Genomic DNA, 18,187 nt, shown 5'->3' with positions numbered 1-18,187 from the left:
GCTGGAAACATGTCGGTGGTGCAGGTCGCAGTTCTGGACACTTCATCGAACCGGACGCTGGCCGAGCGGCTGGTCGACCAGCTCGCCGACCGGATCGGCGGCCTTGGGGTGGAGCTCGCCGACATCGCCGGCAACGTCCAGGAGGTCGCCAACCGCGTCGCCAGCCAGTCGGAGCGGTTCCACCATCTGCAGGAGACCGCCGAGACCATGGTCTCGGCCAATCACGACATCGCCAATGCCTCGCAGGCGGTGCAGTCGACCGCATCGGCCGCGGTCGGCCAAATCGCGGAGTCGCGCCACGCGGTCGAGACCGCGGTCAGCCATATCGCCGAGCTCGTCGCTGCGGTCGGCCGGATCGAGGCGCGGCTCGCTGCGGTCGGCTCGGCGCTGAGCCAGGTCGCAAAAGTCTCCGGCTCGATCGAGGCGATCGCCAAGCAGACCAACCTGCTGGCGCTGAACGCCACCATCGAGGCGGCGCGCGCCGGCACCGCCGGCCGCGGCTTTGCCGTGGTCGCGAGCGAGGTGAAGAGCCTCGCGGAAGCAACGCGGCAGGCCACGCATCAGATCTCCGACACCGTGCGCGATCTCGACGGCCAGATCGGCAGCCTGATCGGCGAGAGCAGCGATGCGTCGCTGCGCGCGAAAAGCGCCGGCGAAGGCGCGCAGCAGATCTCCGGCATCATCATGCGGGTGCAGGAGGGCTTTTCCTCGGTCGGCGCCGAGATCGGCAGCGTCGCGCGCGCCGCGACCTCCAATCTCGGCCATTGCGACACCGTGATCGCCGAGCTCAACGAGCTTGCCAAGGGCGTCGACCTGTCCTCGCGCGATCTCCGCAACGCCGACGCGCGGGTGGCGAAGCTGCTCGAGACATCCGAGAACCTGATCGCACTGATCGCCGACAGCGGCGTCGAAACCTCAGACGCGCCGCTGATCCGCGTCGTGGTCGACACCGCGAAACAGATTTCGGACGTGTTCGAGACCGCGGTCGCGCGCGGCGAGATCACGATCGAGCAGCTGATGGACGAGAACTATCGCGAGATCGCGGGCACCGATCCGAAGCAGTATCTGACCGACTATGTCGCCTTCACCGACCGCGTGCTGCCGGCGATCCAGGACCCGATCCAGCAGAGCGATCCGCGCATCGTGTTCTGCGTCGCCTGGGCCAAGGGCGGCTATCTGCCGACCCACAATCCGAACTACCGCCACCCGCAGGGGCCGGACCCGGTCTGGAACAACGCCAACTGCCGCAACCGCCGCCTGTTCAACGACCGCGCGGTGAAGCAGGTCGCGGCCAATACAAAACCGTTCCTGCTGCAGACCTACCGCCGCGACATGGGCGGCGGCAACTTTGTCCTCATGAAGGACGTCTCATCGCCGATCGTCGTCCGCGGCCGCCACTGGGGCGCGTTCCGGATGGGTTTTCGGCAGTCGTAGGAGACCCGTAGCCCGCCTGCGGTGAGCCGTTCACCCAAAACCCGAAAAACAACCCCATGCAAAGTAGCCATGCGGGCAACTCAGCGGTATTATTCTACTATTCCGAAGCGATGCGGACACTGCTCGCCCTAGGCGGTCGTGAAATCCGCGGCCCCGTCCCCGTCATTGCGAGGAGCGACAGCGACGACTTGTCCGCCGAAGCCTTGGCGAAGGCGGAAGCAATCCATCGTTCCGCATATGCGGTGCGATGGATTGCTTCGCTTCGCTCGCAATGACGGGGGATGGACCGTAGCCCGTAGCCCGGATGCAGCGCGGCGCAATCCGGGGGCCTTGCCAGCCGCGGGACCGGTCCCGGATTGCGCTTCGCTGCATCCGGGCTACGCGTCGCCTGCTTCTCCTTCCCCCTGCAAGGGGGAAGGTCGGGATGGGGGTCGGCCACAGGCACCGGCGCGTATGGAGAGAGCAGATCCCCACCCGCTTTGCTCTGGCGAGCAAAGCGACCTCCCCTTTTCAAGGGGAGGTGAAGTCTACGTCCAGAACGCCGGCACGGCCGGCTCGAGGCGGCCGCCGGCGCGGACCGGGGCGATCTTCACGGCAAGTCCCGTCGCGTCGTCGGTCTCGACGGCAATGCCGCTCAAGGTCGCGACGCCTGCGGCGGGCTCGAAGCGGCCGGAGGGAATGCCGGTGAGGAAGCGCTGCAGCGGCTCCTCCTTCTGCATGCCGATCACCGAATCATAGTCGCCGGTCATGCCGGCATCGCTCATATAGGCAGTGCCGCCTGATAGCACCTGGTGATCGGCGGTCGGCACATGGGTATGGGTGCCGACGACGAGGCTGACGCGGCCGTCGCAGAAGAAGCCGATGCCCTGCTTCTCGCTGGTGGCCTCGGCATGGAAATCGAGCACGATGGCATCGGCGCCTTCGCGCAACGGACACGCCTCGAGCTCGCGCTCGATCGCGGCGAACGGATCGTTGGAGGACGGCTCCATGAACACGCGGCCGATCGCGTTGATGACCAGCGCGCGCTTGCCGTTCTTGGTGTCGATCAGCGCCGAGCCGCGGCCGGGCGAATGGCGCGGGAAATTCAGCGGGCGGATCAGGCGCGGCGCGCGCTCGATGAAGACCAGCGCCTCCTTCTGATTCCAGGCGTGGTTGCCGAGCGTGATCGCGTCGGCGCCGGCATCAAGCAGCTCCTGGTAGATCGCCTCGGTGATGCCGAAGCCGCCGGCGGAATTCTCGCCATTGACGATGACGAGATCGAGTGACCAGTCCCTGATCATGCCGGGAAGGTGGTCGGTGATGGCGGTGCGGCCGGTCTTGCCGACGACGTCACCAACGAAGAGGATTCGCAATGCTAGGCACTCCGGAAATCAAACGTCTTGCGCTCCGTTAGCACATAATCCAGCGCGACGTCGTGCGATAGCGCAGGGACCGCCTTGGTTTCCTGGGCCGCGAAGGCCAGCCCGGCCCCGATCACATGCTTGGTCTTGCGCAAATGCGCGAAGGTATAGTCGTAATAGCCGGCGCCGTAGCCGATCCGGTGACCGAGCCGGTCGAACGCCGCCAGCGGCACCAGCATGACGTCCGGATGCACCTCGGCGGCGGCCGGCGACGGCTCCGGGATGCCGAGCGGCCCGAGCATCAGGCGGTCGTGCGGCGCCCAGGTGCGGAAGGTCAGCGACTGGCCGCGGGCGTTGATGCAGGGCAGCGCGAGCCGCGCGCCCTTCTCGGCGAGCTTGAGCATCAGCGGCTTCGGATCGAGCTCGCTGCGGATCGGGGCGTAGCCCGAGACGATCATGCCCGGCGTGATCTCGAACGGCGTGCCGCGCTTGGCCAGTGCCTCCGCGGCGGCCGCGCGCTGCGCATCGCTCAACGCGTCGCGCTTGGCCAGCGCCAGCGCGCGAAGCTCGGCTTTCGATGGAGATGCGTGCATGACCATCTTCCGCTGTCATCGTCCGCTTTCGGCGGACGCAGAATTCCAGAGACGCTTGCAGTCCAGCGGCCAAGCCGCGGCGTACTGGAGACCCCGCATGCGCGGGGCGACACTGCACCACAATCGAACGCCCCAGCGCGACGACAAGGCAACAGTCGAATTCAGAGCCTGATCCGGAAAACGCAAAGCGGCCTTTCCCGGCAAGATCATGCTCATCAACAACCCAAAAGCGCGATGAACCCATCGCGCTTTTGAGTGCGAAGCCGCAGAGGCCGTTGGAGCGCTCGATCCCGGAGTTCCCTACGAAAGTAGGTGGGCACCATATGTCCGGGTCCACGGACCCGGCCAGGGACAGTTCCCTAAAGGATCGATAAGGCCCCGGGGATATATGGCTCCTGACGCGCAACGCAGCTTCGCTGGGCCTAATGTAGCCATCGTTGCCTCGTTCCGCCAGCGGTAAGGGAGACGCAGCCAGAGCTACCCCTTGAGCAACCGGGGACATGGGTAACAGTTCAGACCGACGACATAGGTAACACAATTCTCGTTTCGTTCAGGTCTGTTGTTGTTGAGGCTGTGGACCCTGAGGGCAACGCGCAGCGTTGTCCTCAAGTCCACAGCCTTTTGTCTTTCGTTTGGGTCTCCGGAGCAGGTCGCCCCGGTGGGCGATCGTGCCGAGCACGATCGGACCATAGCTGACGGTCCAGCCGTCCTGGTTCTCGGCCAACCCGACGGGTTCGCCGATCAACGCTTCGCTGATGTAGATCGTATTGCCCAGCCACTTGATCTCTCCGTTGTGCCGGACTGAACGGACGTCCTGGTCGTGGTATTCCGGCTGGCGCAAGACGCCGTCGAAGCGGCGTGGGGAGGCCTGGTAACGGTCGGCAGGCGTAGCATTGTCGAGCGACTGGTGCGGCCGCTCCTCGTTGTAGAGGTGCTGGAAGCTGTGCAGACGCTTGAGCTGCTCGCGCATGGTACGAGCCGGCGGATTGGCAACGTCTTGCAGCAGGGTCAGATGCATGCGCTCATGGCGCCCGTTCTGCTGAGGTTTGCCCGGTGCAATGCGCTCCGGCGTCACGCCGGCTTTGATCAGCTTGACCGACAGCCGCGACAATCCTCCGGCGCCGCGCGAAGCAAACGGCGAGCCGTTGTCCGAGCGCATGGCGTGCGGCAATCCAAACTCCCGGAACGCCGCGTCCAGCACCGGCCAGACATGATTGGTATCGGTGCGTGCCAGAGCCTGGCAGCGCAGCAGATAGCGGCTGTAGGCATCGGTGATCGTCAGCGGTTCGCAGCGCATGCCGTCCCCGGTCAGGAACCAGCCCTTGAAGTCGATGCACCACACGTCGTTGGCCGCCTCGCAACCGGCAAAGGGCGCGCTCGAGGGCGGGCCGCGCCGGCGCAGCTTGCGCTTCACGGTCAGGCCCTCTCGGTCGAACAGCTCGCCTATCGTGCTTGCGGCAGGCCAGGCCGTCCGAGGGGACTTCCGTTCGAGAAAGGCCAGCACCTTGATCGGCCCCCAGGTCGGATGCGCCCGACGCACCTCAAGGCAACGCTCGGCAATCTTCTCGGCAATGCTGTGCGGACGATGCAGCGGAGCTCGCGAACGATCGAACAGTCCGGCCGCGCCTTCTTCCTCGAACCGTGCAAGCCATTTGTAGCCCACCCGACGGCTCACGCCGAACCGCCGGCACACCGCCGCAAATGATTCATCGTGCCTTTGCGCCACGACCACAAAACGCATCCGCTCATCCACAGCACAGGTCTCCATCCACCCCATCGGCAAGCTCCTCCTTGCCGATCAGTTGACCTGTTACCTATGTCGCCGGTCTATTCTGTTACCTATGTAGCCGGTTAGGACCCCCTGCCATCCTCCCCTGGAGGGGGAGGATCGACGCGAATGAAATGAGCGGCGAGGTGGGGTGACGGTCTCTCCACTCGAACAGTGCCACTCGAACAGTGCCCGTGTTGAGAGATCACCCCGCCCCGGAGCGCATTCCGCTGCGCGTCATGCGCTCCGACCCTCCCCCTCCAGGGGAGGGTAGTCAGCCGATCGCGATGCCGCCGCCGATGGTGCGGTTGAGCACCTGGGTAGTGCGTTCGATTCGCTCGGCGGCGGCGTTGAGCGCGTTGGAGACGGCGGCCTGGGTGGCGCGGGCGCGGTCGATGGCGGCACTGCGGGCGTTGCGCAACTGCTCGATCTCTTCCTCGAGGCTGCGGATGCGCGCGGCCGAATCGACCACTTCGTCGCAGGCGGTGAGCGCCGCCATCACCGTCAGCCGCGCATCGCCGATCTCGCCGAATTTTCCGCGCAGCGATTCGATGCGCTGCTCGAGGTTTTCCGCGAGCTTGAGCAGCCGCACCTCCTGGCCCTCCTCGCAGGCCATCCGGTACTGCCGGCCGTTGATGGTGACGTTGATGTGGCTCATTTGGCCTCTCCGCCGAGCACGGCGCGAATCGTGCCGATCGCCGCGTCGAGCTTTTCCGCGATCTCGCGATTGGTGCGCTCGAGCTTGCGCGTCTTCACCAGCGAGCCGTCGAGCTCGTCGGCGAGCCGGGATCTGTCGGCGCCGAGTGCCTGGATCCGGCTTGCCAGCTCGTTCTCGTCGCGGTCGGCCTCGCGGCGCCGCTCCACCGAGCTTTCCAGCGCATCGAGCGCCGACATGAGCCGCTTGGTCGCGGCATCGATATCGGCAAGCGGTGCCTCGGTATTGCCAGACCCGTTGGCGAGACGATCACTCATGACACGCGGCGCGGACCCCTTTCCGGTAGCCTGCTCGAAGGATCAAGCCTGCCGCACGGCAAAACCGGCGTTTCGGCAAGCGCTTACGCCGCGAAATTTACGTGGCAAGCGAGCAATGCGCAACGCCGGCGCAGAACTATGCACCGAACAATGAAATAGGCCCATTTCGAGCAACTTTTCCCCGTTTTGGGGCGTTTCATCGCCTTGGACTTGCGGAATTGAGGTGCTAATCCACCCCCCAACCCGTAAGGCCATCCACGCGCGCGTCGCGGCTGCCCGCCCCGATGCGTCCCGCAACAGCTCCTCATTCCAGGCGGACTCTTCATCATGACGCAGGTCGATCACACCCGTATGGCCAATGCGATCCGTGGCCTTGCCATGGACGCCGTCGAAAAGGCGAAATCCGGCCATCCCGGCCTGCCGATGGGCGCCGCCGACATCGCGACCGTGCTGTTCACCCAATTTCTGAAATTCGACGCCGCCGATCCGGCCTGGCCCGACCGCGACCGCTTCGTGCTGTCCGCCGGCCACGGCTCGATGCTGCTCTATTCGCTGCTGTACTTGACCGGCAACAAGGAGATGACGCTCGACCAGCTCAAGCATTTCCGCCAGCTCGGATCGCTGACACCGGGACATCCGGAGAATTTCCACACCAAGGGCATCGAGACCACCACCGGCCCGCTCGGCCAGGGCATTGCGACCGCGGTCGGCATGGCGCTCGCCGAGAAGATGCTGGCCGCCGAGTTTGGCAAGAAGATCGTCAATCACCACACCTATGTGCTCGCCTCCGACGGCGACCTGATGGAAGGCATCTCGCAGGAAGCGATCGCGCTCGCCGGTCACTGGCGGCTCAACAAGATGATCGTGTTGTATGACAGCAACGGCATCTCGATCGACGGCCCGACCTCGCTCTCCGATTCCGTCGACCAGGTGAAGCGCTTCAAGTCGGCGGGCTGGGCCGCCGAATTGATCGACGGCCAGGACCAGCAGGCGATTGCGGCTGCGATCACCCGCGCGCAGAAATCCAACAAGCCGAGCATGATCGCCTGCAAGACCACGATCGGCTACGGCGCGCCACATAAGGCCGGCACCGCCAAGGCGCATGGCGAGGCGCTCGGCGAAGAGGAATTGAAAGCCGCGAAGGAAAAGCTCGGCATCTCGCTCGAGCCGTTCTCGGTGCCCGACGACGTGCTGAAGGCCTGGCGCGAGGCGGGCGCCCGCGGCGCCGCCGCGCACAAGGAGTGGGACGAGCAGTTCAACCAACTCGGCAGCCGCAAGCGCGCCGAGTTCGAGCGCCGCATTCGCCACGAGCGTCCGCAGTCGCTGGCCAAGGCGCTGCGCGCGCACAAGAAGTCGCTGTTGGAAAATCCGCTCAACGTCGCGACCCGCAAATCGTCGGAAGCCGCGATCGAAGTGATCGCAGCCGCGATGCCGATGGAGTTCGTCGCCGGCTCCGCCGACCTCACCGGCTCCAACAACAACAAGGCGAAGTCGGCGGTGGCGTTCGCCGCCAAGACGCCGAAGGGCCGCTTCATCCATTACGGCATCCGCGAGCACGGCATGGCGGCGTGCCTCAACGGCATCTTCCTGCACGGTGGCTTCGCACCGAACGGCGCCACCTTCCTGGTGTTCACCGACTATGCCCGCGGCGCGATCCGGTTGTCGGCGCTGATGGGCACCGGCGTGGTCTATGTCATGACCCACGACTCGATCGGCCTCGGCGAGGACGGCCCGACGCACCAGCCGGTCGAGCATCTCTCGGCACTGCGCGCGATGCCCAACATGCGCGTGTTCCGGCCCTGCGACGCGGTCGAGACCGCCGAGTGCTGGGAACTCGCGCTCAACCGCATCGACGGCCCGACGGTGCTGGCGCTGACCCGCCAGAACCTGCCGCAGCTCCGCACCACCGCGCCGAACGACAATCCGTGCAGCCACGGCGCCTATGAGCTGGTCGCGGCACAGGGCGACGCAAAAGTGTCATTGTTCGCCTCCGGTTCCGAGGTCCAGATCGCGGTCGAGGCGCAGAAGCAGCTCGCCGAGCGCGGCATCGCGACGCGCGTGGTGTCGGTGCCCGCGCTGGAATTGCTGCTTTCGCAGCCCGCCGAGCGGCAAAACGCCATTATCGGCAATGCACCGGTCAAGATCGCGATCGAGGCCGCGGTGCGCTGGGGCTGGGATGCCGTGATCGGCCACGATGGCGAATTCATCGGCATGCATGGCTTCGGCGCCAGCGCCCCGGTGAAGGACCTTTTCAAGCACTTCGGCATTACTGCCGAGGCCGTGGTCAACGCTGCGCTGAAGCGCGTCTGACGCCGGCCAGACACCCGTCGGCCAAGGTTGAGCTTGTCGCAAAAAAGGATTACCAAGGCTCCATCTTTTCCGTCCGCGCCCGGCCGAACCGGGCGTTCCGCCGCAAAACCCTCGTGGGATACTTCCCACGGGGTTGGCAGCAGCTTTTAAAGGAGAGACGAGCATGGCAATCCGCGTCGCGATCAACGGGTTTGGCCGCATCGGCCGCAACATTCTGCGCGCCATCGCAGAGTCGGGCCGCAAGGATGTCGAAGTGGTCGGCATCAACGACCTCGGCCCGGTCGAGACCAACGCGCACCTGTTGCGCTACGACTCCGTGCACGGCCGCTTCCCCGGCACCGTGACCGTCGACGGCGACTCGATCGACCTCGGCACCGGCAAGATCAAGGTCTCGGCCGAGCGCGATCCCTCCAAGCTGCCGTGGAAGGCGCTCGGCGTCGACATCGCGCTGGAATGCACCGGCATCTTCACCGCCAAGGAGAAAGCGGCCGCCCATCTCGCCGCCGGCGCCAAGCGCGTGCTGGTCTCCGCCCCCGCCGACGGCGCCGACGCCACCATCGTCTACGGCGTCAACCACGACACGCTGAACAAGGATCAGCTGGTCGTCTCCAACGGCTCCTGCACCACCAACTGCCTCGCGCCGGTTGCCAAGGTGTTGAACGAAACGGTCGGCATCGAGACCGGCTTCATGACCACGATCCACGCCTACACCGGCGACCAGCCGACGCTCGACACCCTGCACAAGGACCTCTATCGCGGCCGCGCGGCGGCGATGTCGATGATCCCGACCTCGACCGGTGCGGCGAAGGCGATCGGCCTGGTGCTGCCGGAGCTGAAGGGCAAGCTCGACGGCGTCTCGATCCGCGTGCCGACCCCGAACGTCTCGGTGATCGATCTGAAGATCGTCGCCAAGCGCGCCACCGACGCCAAGGAAATCAACGAGGCGATGAAGCGCGCCTCCGAACAGCAGCTCAAGGGCATTTTGGGCTTCACCACCGCGCCGAACGTCTCGATCGACTTCAATCACGATCCGCACTCGGCCACCTTCCACATGGATCAGACCAAGGTGCAGAACGGCACGCTGGTGCGCGTGATGGCCTGGTACGACAATGAATGGGGCTTCTCGAACCGCATGGCCGACACCGCCGTCGCAATCGGCAAGCTGCTGTAAGTCGAACGCTCCGTCATGCCCGGCCTTGTGCCGGGCATTTCGTTCTTGCTCCTCCGTCATTCCGGGATGGTGCGTCAGCACCAGACCCGGAATCTCGAGATTCCGGGTTCAATGCTCCGCATCGCCCCGGAATGACCGTCCAGAGTTCGAGTTGACCCCATGACAAAATCATTCCGTACCCTCGATGACGTCGACGTGAAGGGCAAGCGCGTGCTGCTGCGCGTCGACCTCAACGTCCCCATGGAAGGCGGCCGCGTCACCGACGCCACACGGCTCGAGCGCGTCGTACCCACCATCACCGAAATCTCCGACAAGGGCGGCAAGGTGATCCTGCTCGCCCATTTCGGCCGGCCCAAGGGCCGCGACGCCAAGGACTCGCTGAAACCGGTCGCCGCGGAACTCGCCAAGGTGATCAAGCGCCCGGTCGGATTCGCCGACGACTGCATCGGCGAGGTCGCCGCCAAGGCGGTCGGCGCCATGAAGGATGGCGACATCGTCTGCCTGGAAAACACCCGCTTCCACAAGGAAGAGGAAAAGAACGACGCCGGCTTCGTCGCGGAGCTGGCAAAGCTCGGCGACATCTGGGTCAATGACGCGTTCTCCGCCGCGCACCGCGCCCACGCCACCACCGAGGGCCTCGGCCACAAGCTGCCGGCCTATGCCGGCCGCACTATGCAGGCCGAGCTCGACGCGCTCGGCAAGGCGCTGGACGCGCCGACCAAGCCGGTGATTGCGATCGTCGGCGGCGCCAAGGTGTCGACCAAGATCGAGCTCCTGGAAAACCTGGTGAGCAAGGTCGATGCGCTGGTGATCGGCGGCGGCATGGCCAACACCTTCCTTCACGCGCAGGGCGTCGCGGTCGGCAAGTCGCTGGCGGAGAAGGATCTTGCGGCGACCGCGCTGCGCATCCTCGACAAGGCCAATGCCGCCAATTGCGCGATCATCCTCCCGGTCGACGCGGTCGTCGCCAGCCAGTTCGCGGCCAACGCGCCGGCGCACGCCTACGGCCTCGACGCGATCCCCACCGACGGCATGATCCTCGACGTCGGCCCGCAATCGATTGCGCGCATCCATGCCGCGATCGACGATGCGGCGACGCTGGTCTGGAACGGGCCGCTCGGCGCCTTCGAGCTGACGCCGTTCGACCGCGGCACGGTGGTGTCGGCCAAGCACGCCGCCCAGCGCACCAAATCGAAGAAGCTGATCTCGGTCGCCGGCGGCGGCGACACCGTCGCGGCGCTGAACCAGGCCGGCGTCGGCGGCGATTTCACCTACGTCTCGACCGCGGGCGGCGCGTTTCTTGAATGGATGGAAGGCAAGCCGCTGCCCGGCGTCGAAGTGTTGAAACACGGCTGATTCGGATCAGAACGGCGCAAGCGCATCAAATACAGGGAGAATTGGAATGGCTCGCATTACGTTGCGGCAACTGCTCGATCACGCGGCCGAGCACGACTACGGCGTACCTGCCTTCAACATCAACAACATGGAGCAGGCGCTGTCGATCATGGCGGCGGCCTCCGAGGTCGACGCCCCCGTCATCATCCAGGCCTCGCGCGGCGCGCGCTCCTACGCCAACGACGTCATGCTCAAGCACATGATGGACGCGGTCACCGAGATCTATCCGCAGATCCCGGTCTGCGTGCATCTCGACCACGGCAACGAGCCCGCGACCTGCATGACCGCGATCCAGGCCGGCTTCACCTCGGTGATGATGGACGGCTCGCTGAAGGCCGACGGCAAGACCCCCGGCGACTGGGACTACAATGTCGGCGTCACCAAAACCGTGACCACCATGGCGCATCTCGGCGGCATCTCGGTGGAGGGCGAGCTCGGCGTGCTCGGCTCGCTGGAGACCGGCATGGGCGACAAGGAAGACGGCCACGGCGCCGAGGGCAAACTGTCGCATGACCAGCTGCTGACCAATCCCGACGAGGCCGTGAAGTTCGTCAAGGAGACCAAGGTCGACGCGCTGGCGATCGCGATGGGCACCTCGCACGGCGCCTACAAGTTCACCCGCAAGCCCGACGGCGACATCCTCGCCATGAACGTGATCGAGGAGATCCACCGCAAGCTGCCCAACATGCATCTGGTGATGCACGGCTCCTCGTCGGTGCCGCAGGACCTGCAGGACATCATCAACGCCAATGGCGGCAAGATGAAGCCGACCTGGGGCGTGCCGGTCGCCGAGATCCAGCGCGGCATCAAGAACGGCGTGCGCAAGATCAACATCGACACCGACAACCGGATGGCGATGACCGGCCAGATCCGGAAAGTTCTGAAGGACAACCCGGAAGAGTTCGATCCGCGCAAGTACCTGAAGCCGGCGATGGAGGCGATGACCAAGCTCTGCAAGCAGCGCCTGCAGGAGTTCAACACCGCGGGCCAGGCCAGCAAGATCAAGAAGGTGCTGACCACGGCGGAGATGGCCAAGCGCTATGCCGCCGGCGAGCTCAATCCGAAGATTGCGTGACCTATCCCCTCCCTCTCCCCGCCCTTCGCGGGGTCGAGACGAGCGAAGCTCGCTCTTAGAGGGTCGGGGTGAGGGGCTGTCTCAACATTCACGGTACCAGACGGACTCGCGGAAGGCCCCCTCACCCGGATCGCATCTAGCGATGCGATCCGACCTCTCCCCGCAGGCGGGGCGAGGTGAGCCGAACGAGCCGAATCCGCTCCCGATTCCGGCCGCGACCAACGTTTTCTAGGCAATTGCCCGAGAACCGCCTATTTTGGTTTGCAAAGGCAATTCGCTCTGGAGGACGCCAAATGAATCTCGCCGACCTCAACAAAGTTGCGCTTGCCATGGTCGCCCCCGGCAAGGGCATCCTCGCTGCCGATGAATCCTCAGGCACGATCAAGAAGCGGTTCGACGCCATCAAGGTCGAATCGACCGAGGACAACCGCCGCGACTACCGCGAGATGCTGTTCCGCTCCCAGGAGGCGATGAGCAAGTACATCTCCGGCGTCATCCTCTATGACGAGACGATCTGGCAGAACGCGAAGGACGGCACGCCGCTGGTCAAGCTGATCGAGCAGGCCGGCAGCATCCCCGGCATCAAGGTCGACGAAGGCACCCAGCCCCTGCCCGGCTGCCCCGGCGAGCTCGTCACCGTCGGCCTCGACAAGCTCGCCGAGCGGCTGAAGAAATATTACGAGCGCGGCGCGCGCTTCGCGAAATGGCGCGCGGTGATCGATATCGGCTCGGGCGGCGGCGGCAGCCGGGGCATCCCGACCATGACCGCGATCCGCGTCAACGCGCACGCGCTGGCGCGCTACGCCGCGCTGTGCCAAGCCGCGCAGATCGTGCCGATCGTCGAGCCGGAAGTGCTGATGGACGGCGATCACGACATCGACCGCTGCTACGAGGTGACGCAGCGCGTGCTGAACCGCACCTTCCAGGAATTGCGGGTGCAGCGCGTCGCGCTCGAAGGCATGATCCTGAAGCCGAACATGGCGATCTCGGGCAAGAAGTGCCCGAAGCAGGCCTCGGTGCAGGAAGTCGCCGAGAAGACGGTGCGGCTGCTCAAGAGCTGCGTGCCGGCGGCGGTGCCCGGCATCGCCTTCCTCTCCGGCGGCCAGAGCGACGAGGAGGCGACCGCGCATCTCGACGCCATGAACAAGATCGGCAATCTGCCCTGGGGTCTCACCTTCTCCTACGGCCGCGCCCTGCAGGCGGCGCCGCAGAAGGCGTGGTCCGGCAAGGCCGAGAACGTGCCGGCGGGCCAGCGCGCCTTCTCGCATCGCGCCAAGATGAACGGCCTCGCGAGCACCGGCAAATGGGACGCCGGCCTGGAAAAACAGGCGGCATAGTTGGCGACAAAACCCGTTCCGCCGCGGCCGGCGCCGCGGCTCTATCTGGCGACGCCAGAGGTCGCGGAGCCGGCGCAGCTCGTGGCCGCGCTGCCGGAGCTGTTGGCCGCGGCCGACGTCGCCGCGGTGCTGGTGCGGCTGGTCGAGACCGACCAGCGCACCATGATCTCGCGCATCAAGGCCTTAGCGCCTGCGATCCAGAACGCGGGCGCGGCGCTGCTGGTCGAGGGCCACCCCGAGATCGTCGCGCGCGGCGGCGCCGACGGCGCGCATCTGACCGGCCTTGCGGCGATGGAAGACGCCATGCCGTCGCTGAAGCCGGACCGCATCGTCGGCATCGGCGGGCTTGCGACGCGCCACGATTCGATGGCGGCGGGCGAAGCCGGCGCCGACTACGTGCTGTTCGGCGAGCCCGACGCCAGGGGACAGCGGCCGTCGAGCGAGGCGATCGCCGAGCGGCTGCAATGGTGGGACGAATTGTTCGAGCCGCCTTGCGTCGGCTTTGCCACCTCGCGCGGGGAGGCCGAGGAATTTGCCGCCGCCGGCGCGGATTTCGTGCTGGTCGGAGACTTCATCTGGAGCGATCCGCGCGGCCCGAAGACGGCCTTGATCGAGATCGGCGAAGCGATCGCGCGGGCGCACGCCACGACATTCGGAAAGGCCAAGGCCCAGGGAGAGGCTGAGGGATGACGCCGGAATGAAGCGCCTGCGTCCGATAGGTGTTACGCTCGGCTGCACGATGCTGGCGGGCGGCGCGATGGCGCAGCTCTCGATCACGCCGCCGGCCCAGACGCCGCCCGCGAAGAAGGAGGCGCCGAAGGAGACCAAGCCGAAGGTGCATGCGCCGGTCGTCAAGAAGCCGGCGCCGAAACCGGCCGCCACCGCAACGCCGACCCCGACGCCCTCGCCCACACCGACCCAGGCCGCCGCCGACGATCCCAATGTCGACGTCGTGTTCGGCGCCTATCAGCGCGGCATGTACAAGACCGCGTTCGACCTCGCCACCACGCGGGCGCAGACCAACAACGATCCCAAGGCGATGACGATGCTGGGCGAGCTCTACGCCAACGGCCTCGGCGTCAAGCGCGACTACGTCAAGGCCGACGGCTGGTACAAGCGCGCCGCCGACGCCGGCGACCGCGAGGCGATGTTCGCGCTGGCGATGATGAAGATCGCCGGCCGCGGCGGCCCGGTCGACAAGGACGCCGCGGTCAAGCTGTTGGCATCGTCGGCCAAGCTCGGCGAGCCCAAGGCGGCCTATAACCTCGCGCTGCTCTATCTCGACGGCCAGACCCTGCCGCAGGACCTCCGCCGTTCCGCCGAGCTGCTGCGGATGGCCGCGGATGCCGGCAATCCCGAGGCGCAATACGCGCTGGCGACGTTCTACAAGGAAGGCACCGGCGTGCCGAAGGACCTCGAAAAGGCGGTGCGGCTGCTGCAGGCGGCCTCACTGGCCGACAATGTCGACGCCGAGGTCGAATATGCCATCGCGCTGTACAACGGCAGCGGCACGCCGCGGAACGTGCCGGCGGCGATCGCGCTGCTGCGCAAGGCGGCCCGGCAGAACAGCCCGATCGCGCAGAACCGCCTCGCCCGCGTGCTGGCGACCGGCGCCGGCGCGGCGGTCGACAAGGTCGAGGCGCTGAAATGGCACACCGTCGCCAAAACCGCCGGCAAGGGCGACCCCGACCTCGACGATATCCTCGCCGACATGCCCCCGGCGGACCGCGCCAAGGCGGAGGCCGCGGCCCGAAAATGGATCGGAAACAACGTCAAATGACGCCTTGACGGCGCCACTTCCAGAGGGCACCCAGTCCGGCAAATCCAAGGCAGTTCCCCTCCCACCCCGTCGTCCTGAGGTGCGAGCGGAGCGAGCCTCGAAGGATGAATCGGCCCGGCTGGTGGCCGTCGATCCTTCGAGACGCGCGTTCCGCGCTCCTCAGGATGACGGGACTTTCGCTTGAACCTGTCGCCCCAGCACAGTCGCACTGAAGAAACCATTCCATCATGCTCTACTCCGCCCTCATCAATGTCATGGTCAAGGCCGCGCGGCGCGCCGGCCGCAGCCTCAAGCGCGACCTCGGCGAGATCGAGCATCTCCAGGTCTCGCTGAAGGGGCCGGCGAACTTCGTCTCGCTGGCCGACAAGCGCGCCGAGGAGATGCTCTACACCGATCTCGAGAAGGCCCGGCCCGGCTACGGCTTTCACGGCGAGGAAGGCGGGCACCGCGAAGGCAGTGACAAGAGCCACACCTGGATCGTCGATCCGCTCGACGGCACCACCAACTTCCTGCACGGCATCCCGCAATTCGCGATCTCGATCGCCCTGGCGCGCGAAGGCACGGTGATCGCGGGCGTGATCTACAATCCGGCCAATGACGAGCTCTACATCGCCGAGCGCGGCAAGGGCGCGTTCCTCAACGACCAGCGGCTGCGGGTGGCCGGCCGCCGCCAGCTCAACGAATGCGTGATCGCCTGCGGCCTGCCGCATATCGGCCGCGGCAACCATCAGGTCGCGCTGCAGGAGATGGCCGCGCTGCAGACCAAGGTCGCGGGCTTCCGCCGCTTCGGCGCCGCCTCGCTCGACCTCGCCTTCGTCGCCGCCGGCCGGCTCGACGGCTACTGGGAGCGCAATTTGCAGCCCTGGGACATCGCGGCCGGCCAGATCATGGTGCGCGAGGCCGGCGGCACCGTCTCCGGCATCCAAGGCAATGACGACCCGCTGCAGACCGGCCACGTCGTCTGCGGCAACGAGTTCGTGCACGGCGAGCTGATCAAGATTTTGAAGCCGCTCGGGCAGTAGCGCTACAGTCCCGGTGATCTCGCCGCCCAGGCCTTGGTGGCCTGGCAGCTGTCCATCGCTCGGGCGTAGGCAGGGCGTGCCGTGGTGCGGGCGAGATAGTCCCGCTCGGTCGGACCGGGGACGTAGTTGCCGGTTCGCAGGCCGAGCAGGAGGGCGTAGCTCACCGAGATATCGGCAGCGGTGAAGCGGTCGCCGGCGAGATAGGGGTGGTCCGCGAGGCGGCGGATCACGAGCCCCAGCCGGCTCTCGAAGGTCTCGAATGCCCAGCAGGTCACCCGGGCACCTCGCTCGGCCTCGGGTGCCAGTTGGCGGCCGACAAGGACGGCGTTCATCGGCCCGGCGAGCCCGGCCTCGCCCATGTGGAGAAACTGCAGATAGGACGCGAAGGCGGGATCATCAGGGGCGACGGCAAGCGAACCCGAGCCGTGGCGGGCGAGCAGGTACTCGAGGATCGCGATCGATTCGACCATGATCGTCTCGCCGTCCTGCAGTGCGGGAATGAAGCCGCCGGGGTTGATCGCGAGGAAATCGCGATCATTCTCGACGGCCAGCACATCGACCGGGCGCAGCCGATAGGCCAATCCCAATTCCTCGAGCAGCCAAACGACGCGGAAGCCACGGCCTTCGCCATAGACGGTGAGCATAGTTGAGCGTTCCTGGATTGGGCTGGATACTCTCGGAGCTTAGCCGGTCGCGCAATGCACTATCGATGGCGCATCGTACGCTCAAGGCCTGGCGCATCTTCGTAATCCTGCAGCGCGGGCCCTGCCCACTTTATGGGTTCACGATCTAATCGTCATCCTCGTCGTCGTCCTCGTCGCGAAATTCACCAGCGATGGTCAGGCCCTCGATGGTCGTGGCGCCCTTTTCCTTGATCACCCGGCGAAGCGGCACCGAGCTCTCGCTGCGCAACGCCTCCATCAGAGGTTCCGAATGGGTGACGATCCAGATGTCGGCGCGGCGGGACGCCTTGGCGATCAGGCGGGCCAGCGGGCCCAGCAGCGATGGATGCAGGCTGGTCTCCGGTTCGTTCAGCGCGATGAATGGCGGCAGCCGATAGCCCATGAACACGGCGAGCAGGCAGATATATTTCAGCGTGCCGTCGGACAGTTCGTGCGCCTTGAACGGACGCGGCATATCGGCCAGTCGCAGATCGAATTCGCACCTGCCATTGTCTTCCCAGGCGCGGAGCTCGGCGCCCGGAAACGCGTCCTCGATCGCATTCTGCAGGTCGGCCGTGTCTTCCCTGATGAGCGACAGTGTCGCCAGGGCGGCAGCCAGATCGCTGCCATCGGCGCTCAGCGCAGGCGTCGTGATCGCAAGACAGGGTTTTCGGATCGGCGACGCCGGATCGCTGCGAAAATCGTGGTAGAAGCGCCAGCTCTGCATCGCGTTTCTGATCAGCTCGACTTCGGGACATTCCCTGCCATCGAGAAAACCGGCGAGTGCAGTTTCCGACGGCAGCACCGCATCCCTGTGCTCGCGCCAGGCGCCGCTCTCGCCACGGACACGGACCACTGAATTGGTCCGCTCCATTAACAGAACCTTTCGCTTGCCGTGGGTCGCCTCGATGCTTTCCGACTTGATCATCGGCTCGCCGGAGAATGCCGCCTCGACCGGGGCGGGATATCCGAGCTCGATGGCATATTTCACGTGGTCGAATCTGGCCGCCAGACGCAGCCGTCCATCCTCGCCGCGCTTGCGGATGCCGGACCAGCAGACCGAGTTCAACCCACCTTCGTCGGCGATGGTGCGCGTGATCTGGCCGGTCGCGGCGTCACGCAGCAGCGACAGCGACTTGTAGAGATTGGATTTGCCGACACCATTCTCGCCGACGAAGACCGACAGCGGTTGAATGGGCATGACGAGCCGCCGAATGGAGCGATAATTCGAGATCGCGATATCGGTCGGGCGCATCGCATGCTCTCAATCCTCGGGTTGCCTGCACGCTCCCCGTTCAATCCAGAGATGCAATTTGGATTGGTCAGCT

The 18,187-nt window shown here is 65.9% G+C and carries 15 protein-coding genes, 1 other RNA gene and 1 pseudogene; 9 read left to right on the top strand and 8 right to left on the bottom strand.

Going from position 1 to position 18,187, the window contains the following annotated elements:
* Positions 1-9: 9 nt before the first annotated feature.
* Positions 10-1,434, top strand: coding sequence for a methyl-accepting chemotaxis protein (locus tag XH93_RS06050; RefSeq protein ID WP_194472815.1), 1,425 nt, complete (start codon positions 10-12; stop codon positions 1,432-1,434).
* Between the two features lie 527 nt (positions 1,435-1,961).
* On the opposite strand, the gene XH93_RS06045 is transcribed toward XH93_RS06050, so the two are convergent.
* The 6 genes and pseudogenes from XH93_RS06045 to XH93_RS06020 all read right to left on the bottom strand — a co-directional run bounded on the left by XH93_RS06045 (position 1,962) and on the right by XH93_RS06020 (position 6,107).
* The gene (locus XH93_RS06045) at positions 1,962-2,786 is read right to left on the bottom strand and encodes a TIGR00282 family metallophosphoesterase (RefSeq protein WP_139858968.1); all 825 of its coding nucleotides are present in this window, start codon (positions 2,784-2,786) and stop codon (positions 1,962-1,964) included.
* Between the two features lie 2 nt (positions 2,787-2,788).
* Positions 2,789-3,367, bottom strand: a complete 579-nt coding sequence (locus XH93_RS06040) for a 5-formyltetrahydrofolate cyclo-ligase (protein WP_139480572.1) — start codon at positions 3,365-3,367, stop codon at positions 2,789-2,791.
* A 256-nt stretch (positions 3,368-3,623) separates the two neighbouring features.
* Positions 3,624-3,784, bottom strand: a non-coding RNA gene (gene ssrS / locus XH93_RS06035) — 6S RNA.
* Positions 3,785-4,031: 247 nt separating this feature from the next.
* Positions 4,032-5,144, bottom strand: a pseudogene (locus XH93_RS06030) (integrase core domain-containing protein); the annotation flags it as partial.
* A gap of 265 nt (positions 5,145-5,409) precedes the next feature.
* Positions 5,410-5,793, bottom strand: coding sequence for a cell division protein ZapA (locus XH93_RS06025; RefSeq protein ID WP_194472814.1), 384 nt, complete (start codon positions 5,791-5,793; stop codon positions 5,410-5,412).
* Positions 5,790-6,107, bottom strand: coding sequence for a DUF4164 domain-containing protein (locus tag XH93_RS06020; protein WP_139480570.1), 318 nt, complete (start codon positions 6,105-6,107; stop codon positions 5,790-5,792). Before XH93_RS06020 ends, XH93_RS06025 begins: the two co-directional genes overlap by 4 nt.
* Before the next feature lie 327 nt (positions 6,108-6,434).
* On the opposite strand from XH93_RS06020, the gene tkt reads away from it, so the two are divergent.
* The 8 genes from tkt (at position 6,435) to XH93_RS05980 (ending at position 16,197) form a co-directional block, all read left to right on the top strand.
* Positions 6,435-8,417 (top strand): transketolase, encoded by a 1,983-nt coding sequence (gene tkt, locus XH93_RS06015; RefSeq protein ID WP_194472813.1) that lies wholly within the window; start codon positions 6,435-6,437, stop codon positions 8,415-8,417.
* A 163-nt stretch (positions 8,418-8,580) separates the two neighbouring features.
* Positions 8,581-9,588 carry a type I glyceraldehyde-3-phosphate dehydrogenase gene (gap, locus tag XH93_RS06010; protein ID WP_139480568.1) on the top strand — a complete coding sequence of 336 codons (1,008 nt, stop codon included), beginning with the start codon at positions 8,581-8,583 and terminating at the stop codon, positions 9,586-9,588.
* 159 nt (positions 9,589-9,747) lie between these two features.
* Entirely contained in the window at positions 9,748-10,944 is a 1,197-nt protein-coding gene (gene pgk, locus XH93_RS06005; RefSeq protein ID WP_194472812.1) for a phosphoglycerate kinase, read from the top strand.
* A 46-nt stretch (positions 10,945-10,990) separates the two neighbouring features.
* Positions 10,991-12,058 carry a class II fructose-bisphosphate aldolase gene (fba, locus tag XH93_RS06000; RefSeq protein ID WP_194472811.1) on the top strand — a complete coding sequence of 356 codons (1,068 nt, stop codon included), beginning with the start codon at positions 10,991-10,993 and terminating at the stop codon, positions 12,056-12,058.
* Between the two features lie 293 nt (positions 12,059-12,351).
* A complete protein-coding gene (locus XH93_RS05995; protein ID WP_194472810.1) occupies positions 12,352-13,395 on the top strand; it encodes a class I fructose-bisphosphate aldolase in 1,044 nt (347 codons plus the stop codon).
* Positions 13,396-14,085 carry a thiamine phosphate synthase gene (locus XH93_RS05990; RefSeq protein WP_194472809.1) on the top strand — a complete coding sequence of 230 codons (690 nt, stop codon included), beginning with the start codon at positions 13,396-13,398 and terminating at the stop codon, positions 14,083-14,085. It begins immediately after the preceding gene.
* Positions 14,086-14,092: 7 nt separating this feature from the next.
* The gene (locus XH93_RS05985) at positions 14,093-15,175 is read left to right on the top strand and encodes a tetratricopeptide repeat protein (protein ID WP_194472808.1); all 1,083 of its coding nucleotides are present in this window, start codon (positions 14,093-14,095) and stop codon (positions 15,173-15,175) included.
* 227 nt (positions 15,176-15,402) lie between these two features.
* Positions 15,403-16,197 (top strand): inositol monophosphatase family protein, encoded by a 795-nt coding sequence (locus XH93_RS05980; protein ID WP_194472807.1) that lies wholly within the window; start codon positions 15,403-15,405, stop codon positions 16,195-16,197.
* Positions 16,198-16,199: 2 nt separating this feature from the next.
* Here XH93_RS05980 and XH93_RS05975 read toward each other — a convergent pair whose 3' ends face one another.
* Together XH93_RS05975 and XH93_RS05970 are read right to left on the bottom strand one after the other, a co-directional pair.
* Positions 16,200-16,841 (bottom strand): glutathione S-transferase family protein, encoded by a 642-nt coding sequence (locus XH93_RS05975; RefSeq protein WP_139858975.1) that lies wholly within the window; start codon positions 16,839-16,841, stop codon positions 16,200-16,202.
* A 145-nt stretch (positions 16,842-16,986) separates the two neighbouring features.
* Positions 16,987-18,114 (bottom strand): AAA family ATPase, encoded by a 1,128-nt coding sequence (locus XH93_RS05970; RefSeq protein ID WP_194472806.1) that lies wholly within the window; start codon positions 18,112-18,114, stop codon positions 16,987-16,989.
* Positions 18,115-18,187: the final 73 nt, after the last annotated feature.

Origin of the sequence: Bradyrhizobium sp. CCBAU 51753, from assembly GCF_015291565.1 — a bacterium.
Taxonomy (GTDB): domain Bacteria; phylum Pseudomonadota; class Alphaproteobacteria; order Rhizobiales; family Xanthobacteraceae; genus Bradyrhizobium; species Bradyrhizobium ivorense.
The sequence above is the reverse complement of the archived record's forward strand: the minus strand, read 5'-3'. Positions and strand labels throughout refer to the sequence as shown.

What these genes read in the sequence shown, in the direction of transcription:
- XH93_RS06040 (WP_139480572.1), bottom strand. Translation starts at nt 3,367, where the DNA reads ATGCACGCATCTCCATCGAAAGCCGAGCTTCGCGCGCTGGCGCTGGCC.
- tkt (WP_194472813.1), top strand. Translation starts at nt 6,435, where the DNA reads ATGACGCAGGTCGATCACACCCGTATGGCCAATGCGATCCGTGGCCTT.
- pgk (WP_194472812.1), top strand. Translation starts at nt 9,748, where the DNA reads ATGACAAAATCATTCCGTACCCTCGATGACGTCGACGTGAAGGGCAAG.
- XH93_RS06025 (WP_194472814.1), bottom strand. Translation starts at nt 5,793, where the DNA reads ATGAGCCACATCAACGTCACCATCAACGGCCGGCAGTACCGGATGGCC.
- XH93_RS05985 (WP_194472808.1), top strand. Translation starts at nt 14,093, where the DNA reads ATGAAGCGCCTGCGTCCGATAGGTGTTACGCTCGGCTGCACGATGCTG.
- gap (WP_139480568.1), top strand. Translation starts at nt 8,581, where the DNA reads ATGGCAATCCGCGTCGCGATCAACGGGTTTGGCCGCATCGGCCGCAAC.
- XH93_RS05995 (WP_194472810.1), top strand. Translation starts at nt 12,352, where the DNA reads ATGAATCTCGCCGACCTCAACAAAGTTGCGCTTGCCATGGTCGCCCCC.
- XH93_RS05980 (WP_194472807.1), top strand. Translation starts at nt 15,403, where the DNA reads ATGCTCTACTCCGCCCTCATCAATGTCATGGTCAAGGCCGCGCGGCGC.
- XH93_RS06050 (WP_194472815.1), top strand. Translation starts at nt 10, where the DNA reads ATGTCGGTGGTGCAGGTCGCAGTTCTGGACACTTCATCGAACCGGACG.
- fba (WP_194472811.1), top strand. Translation starts at nt 10,991, where the DNA reads ATGGCTCGCATTACGTTGCGGCAACTGCTCGATCACGCGGCCGAGCAC.
- XH93_RS05970 (WP_194472806.1), bottom strand. Translation starts at nt 18,114, where the DNA reads ATGCGCCCGACCGATATCGCGATCTCGAATTATCGCTCCATTCGGCGG.
- XH93_RS05975 (WP_139858975.1), bottom strand. Translation starts at nt 16,841, where the DNA reads ATGCTCACCGTCTATGGCGAAGGCCGTGGCTTCCGCGTCGTTTGGCTG.
- XH93_RS06020 (WP_139480570.1), bottom strand. Translation starts at nt 6,107, where the DNA reads ATGAGTGATCGTCTCGCCAACGGGTCTGGCAATACCGAGGCACCGCTT.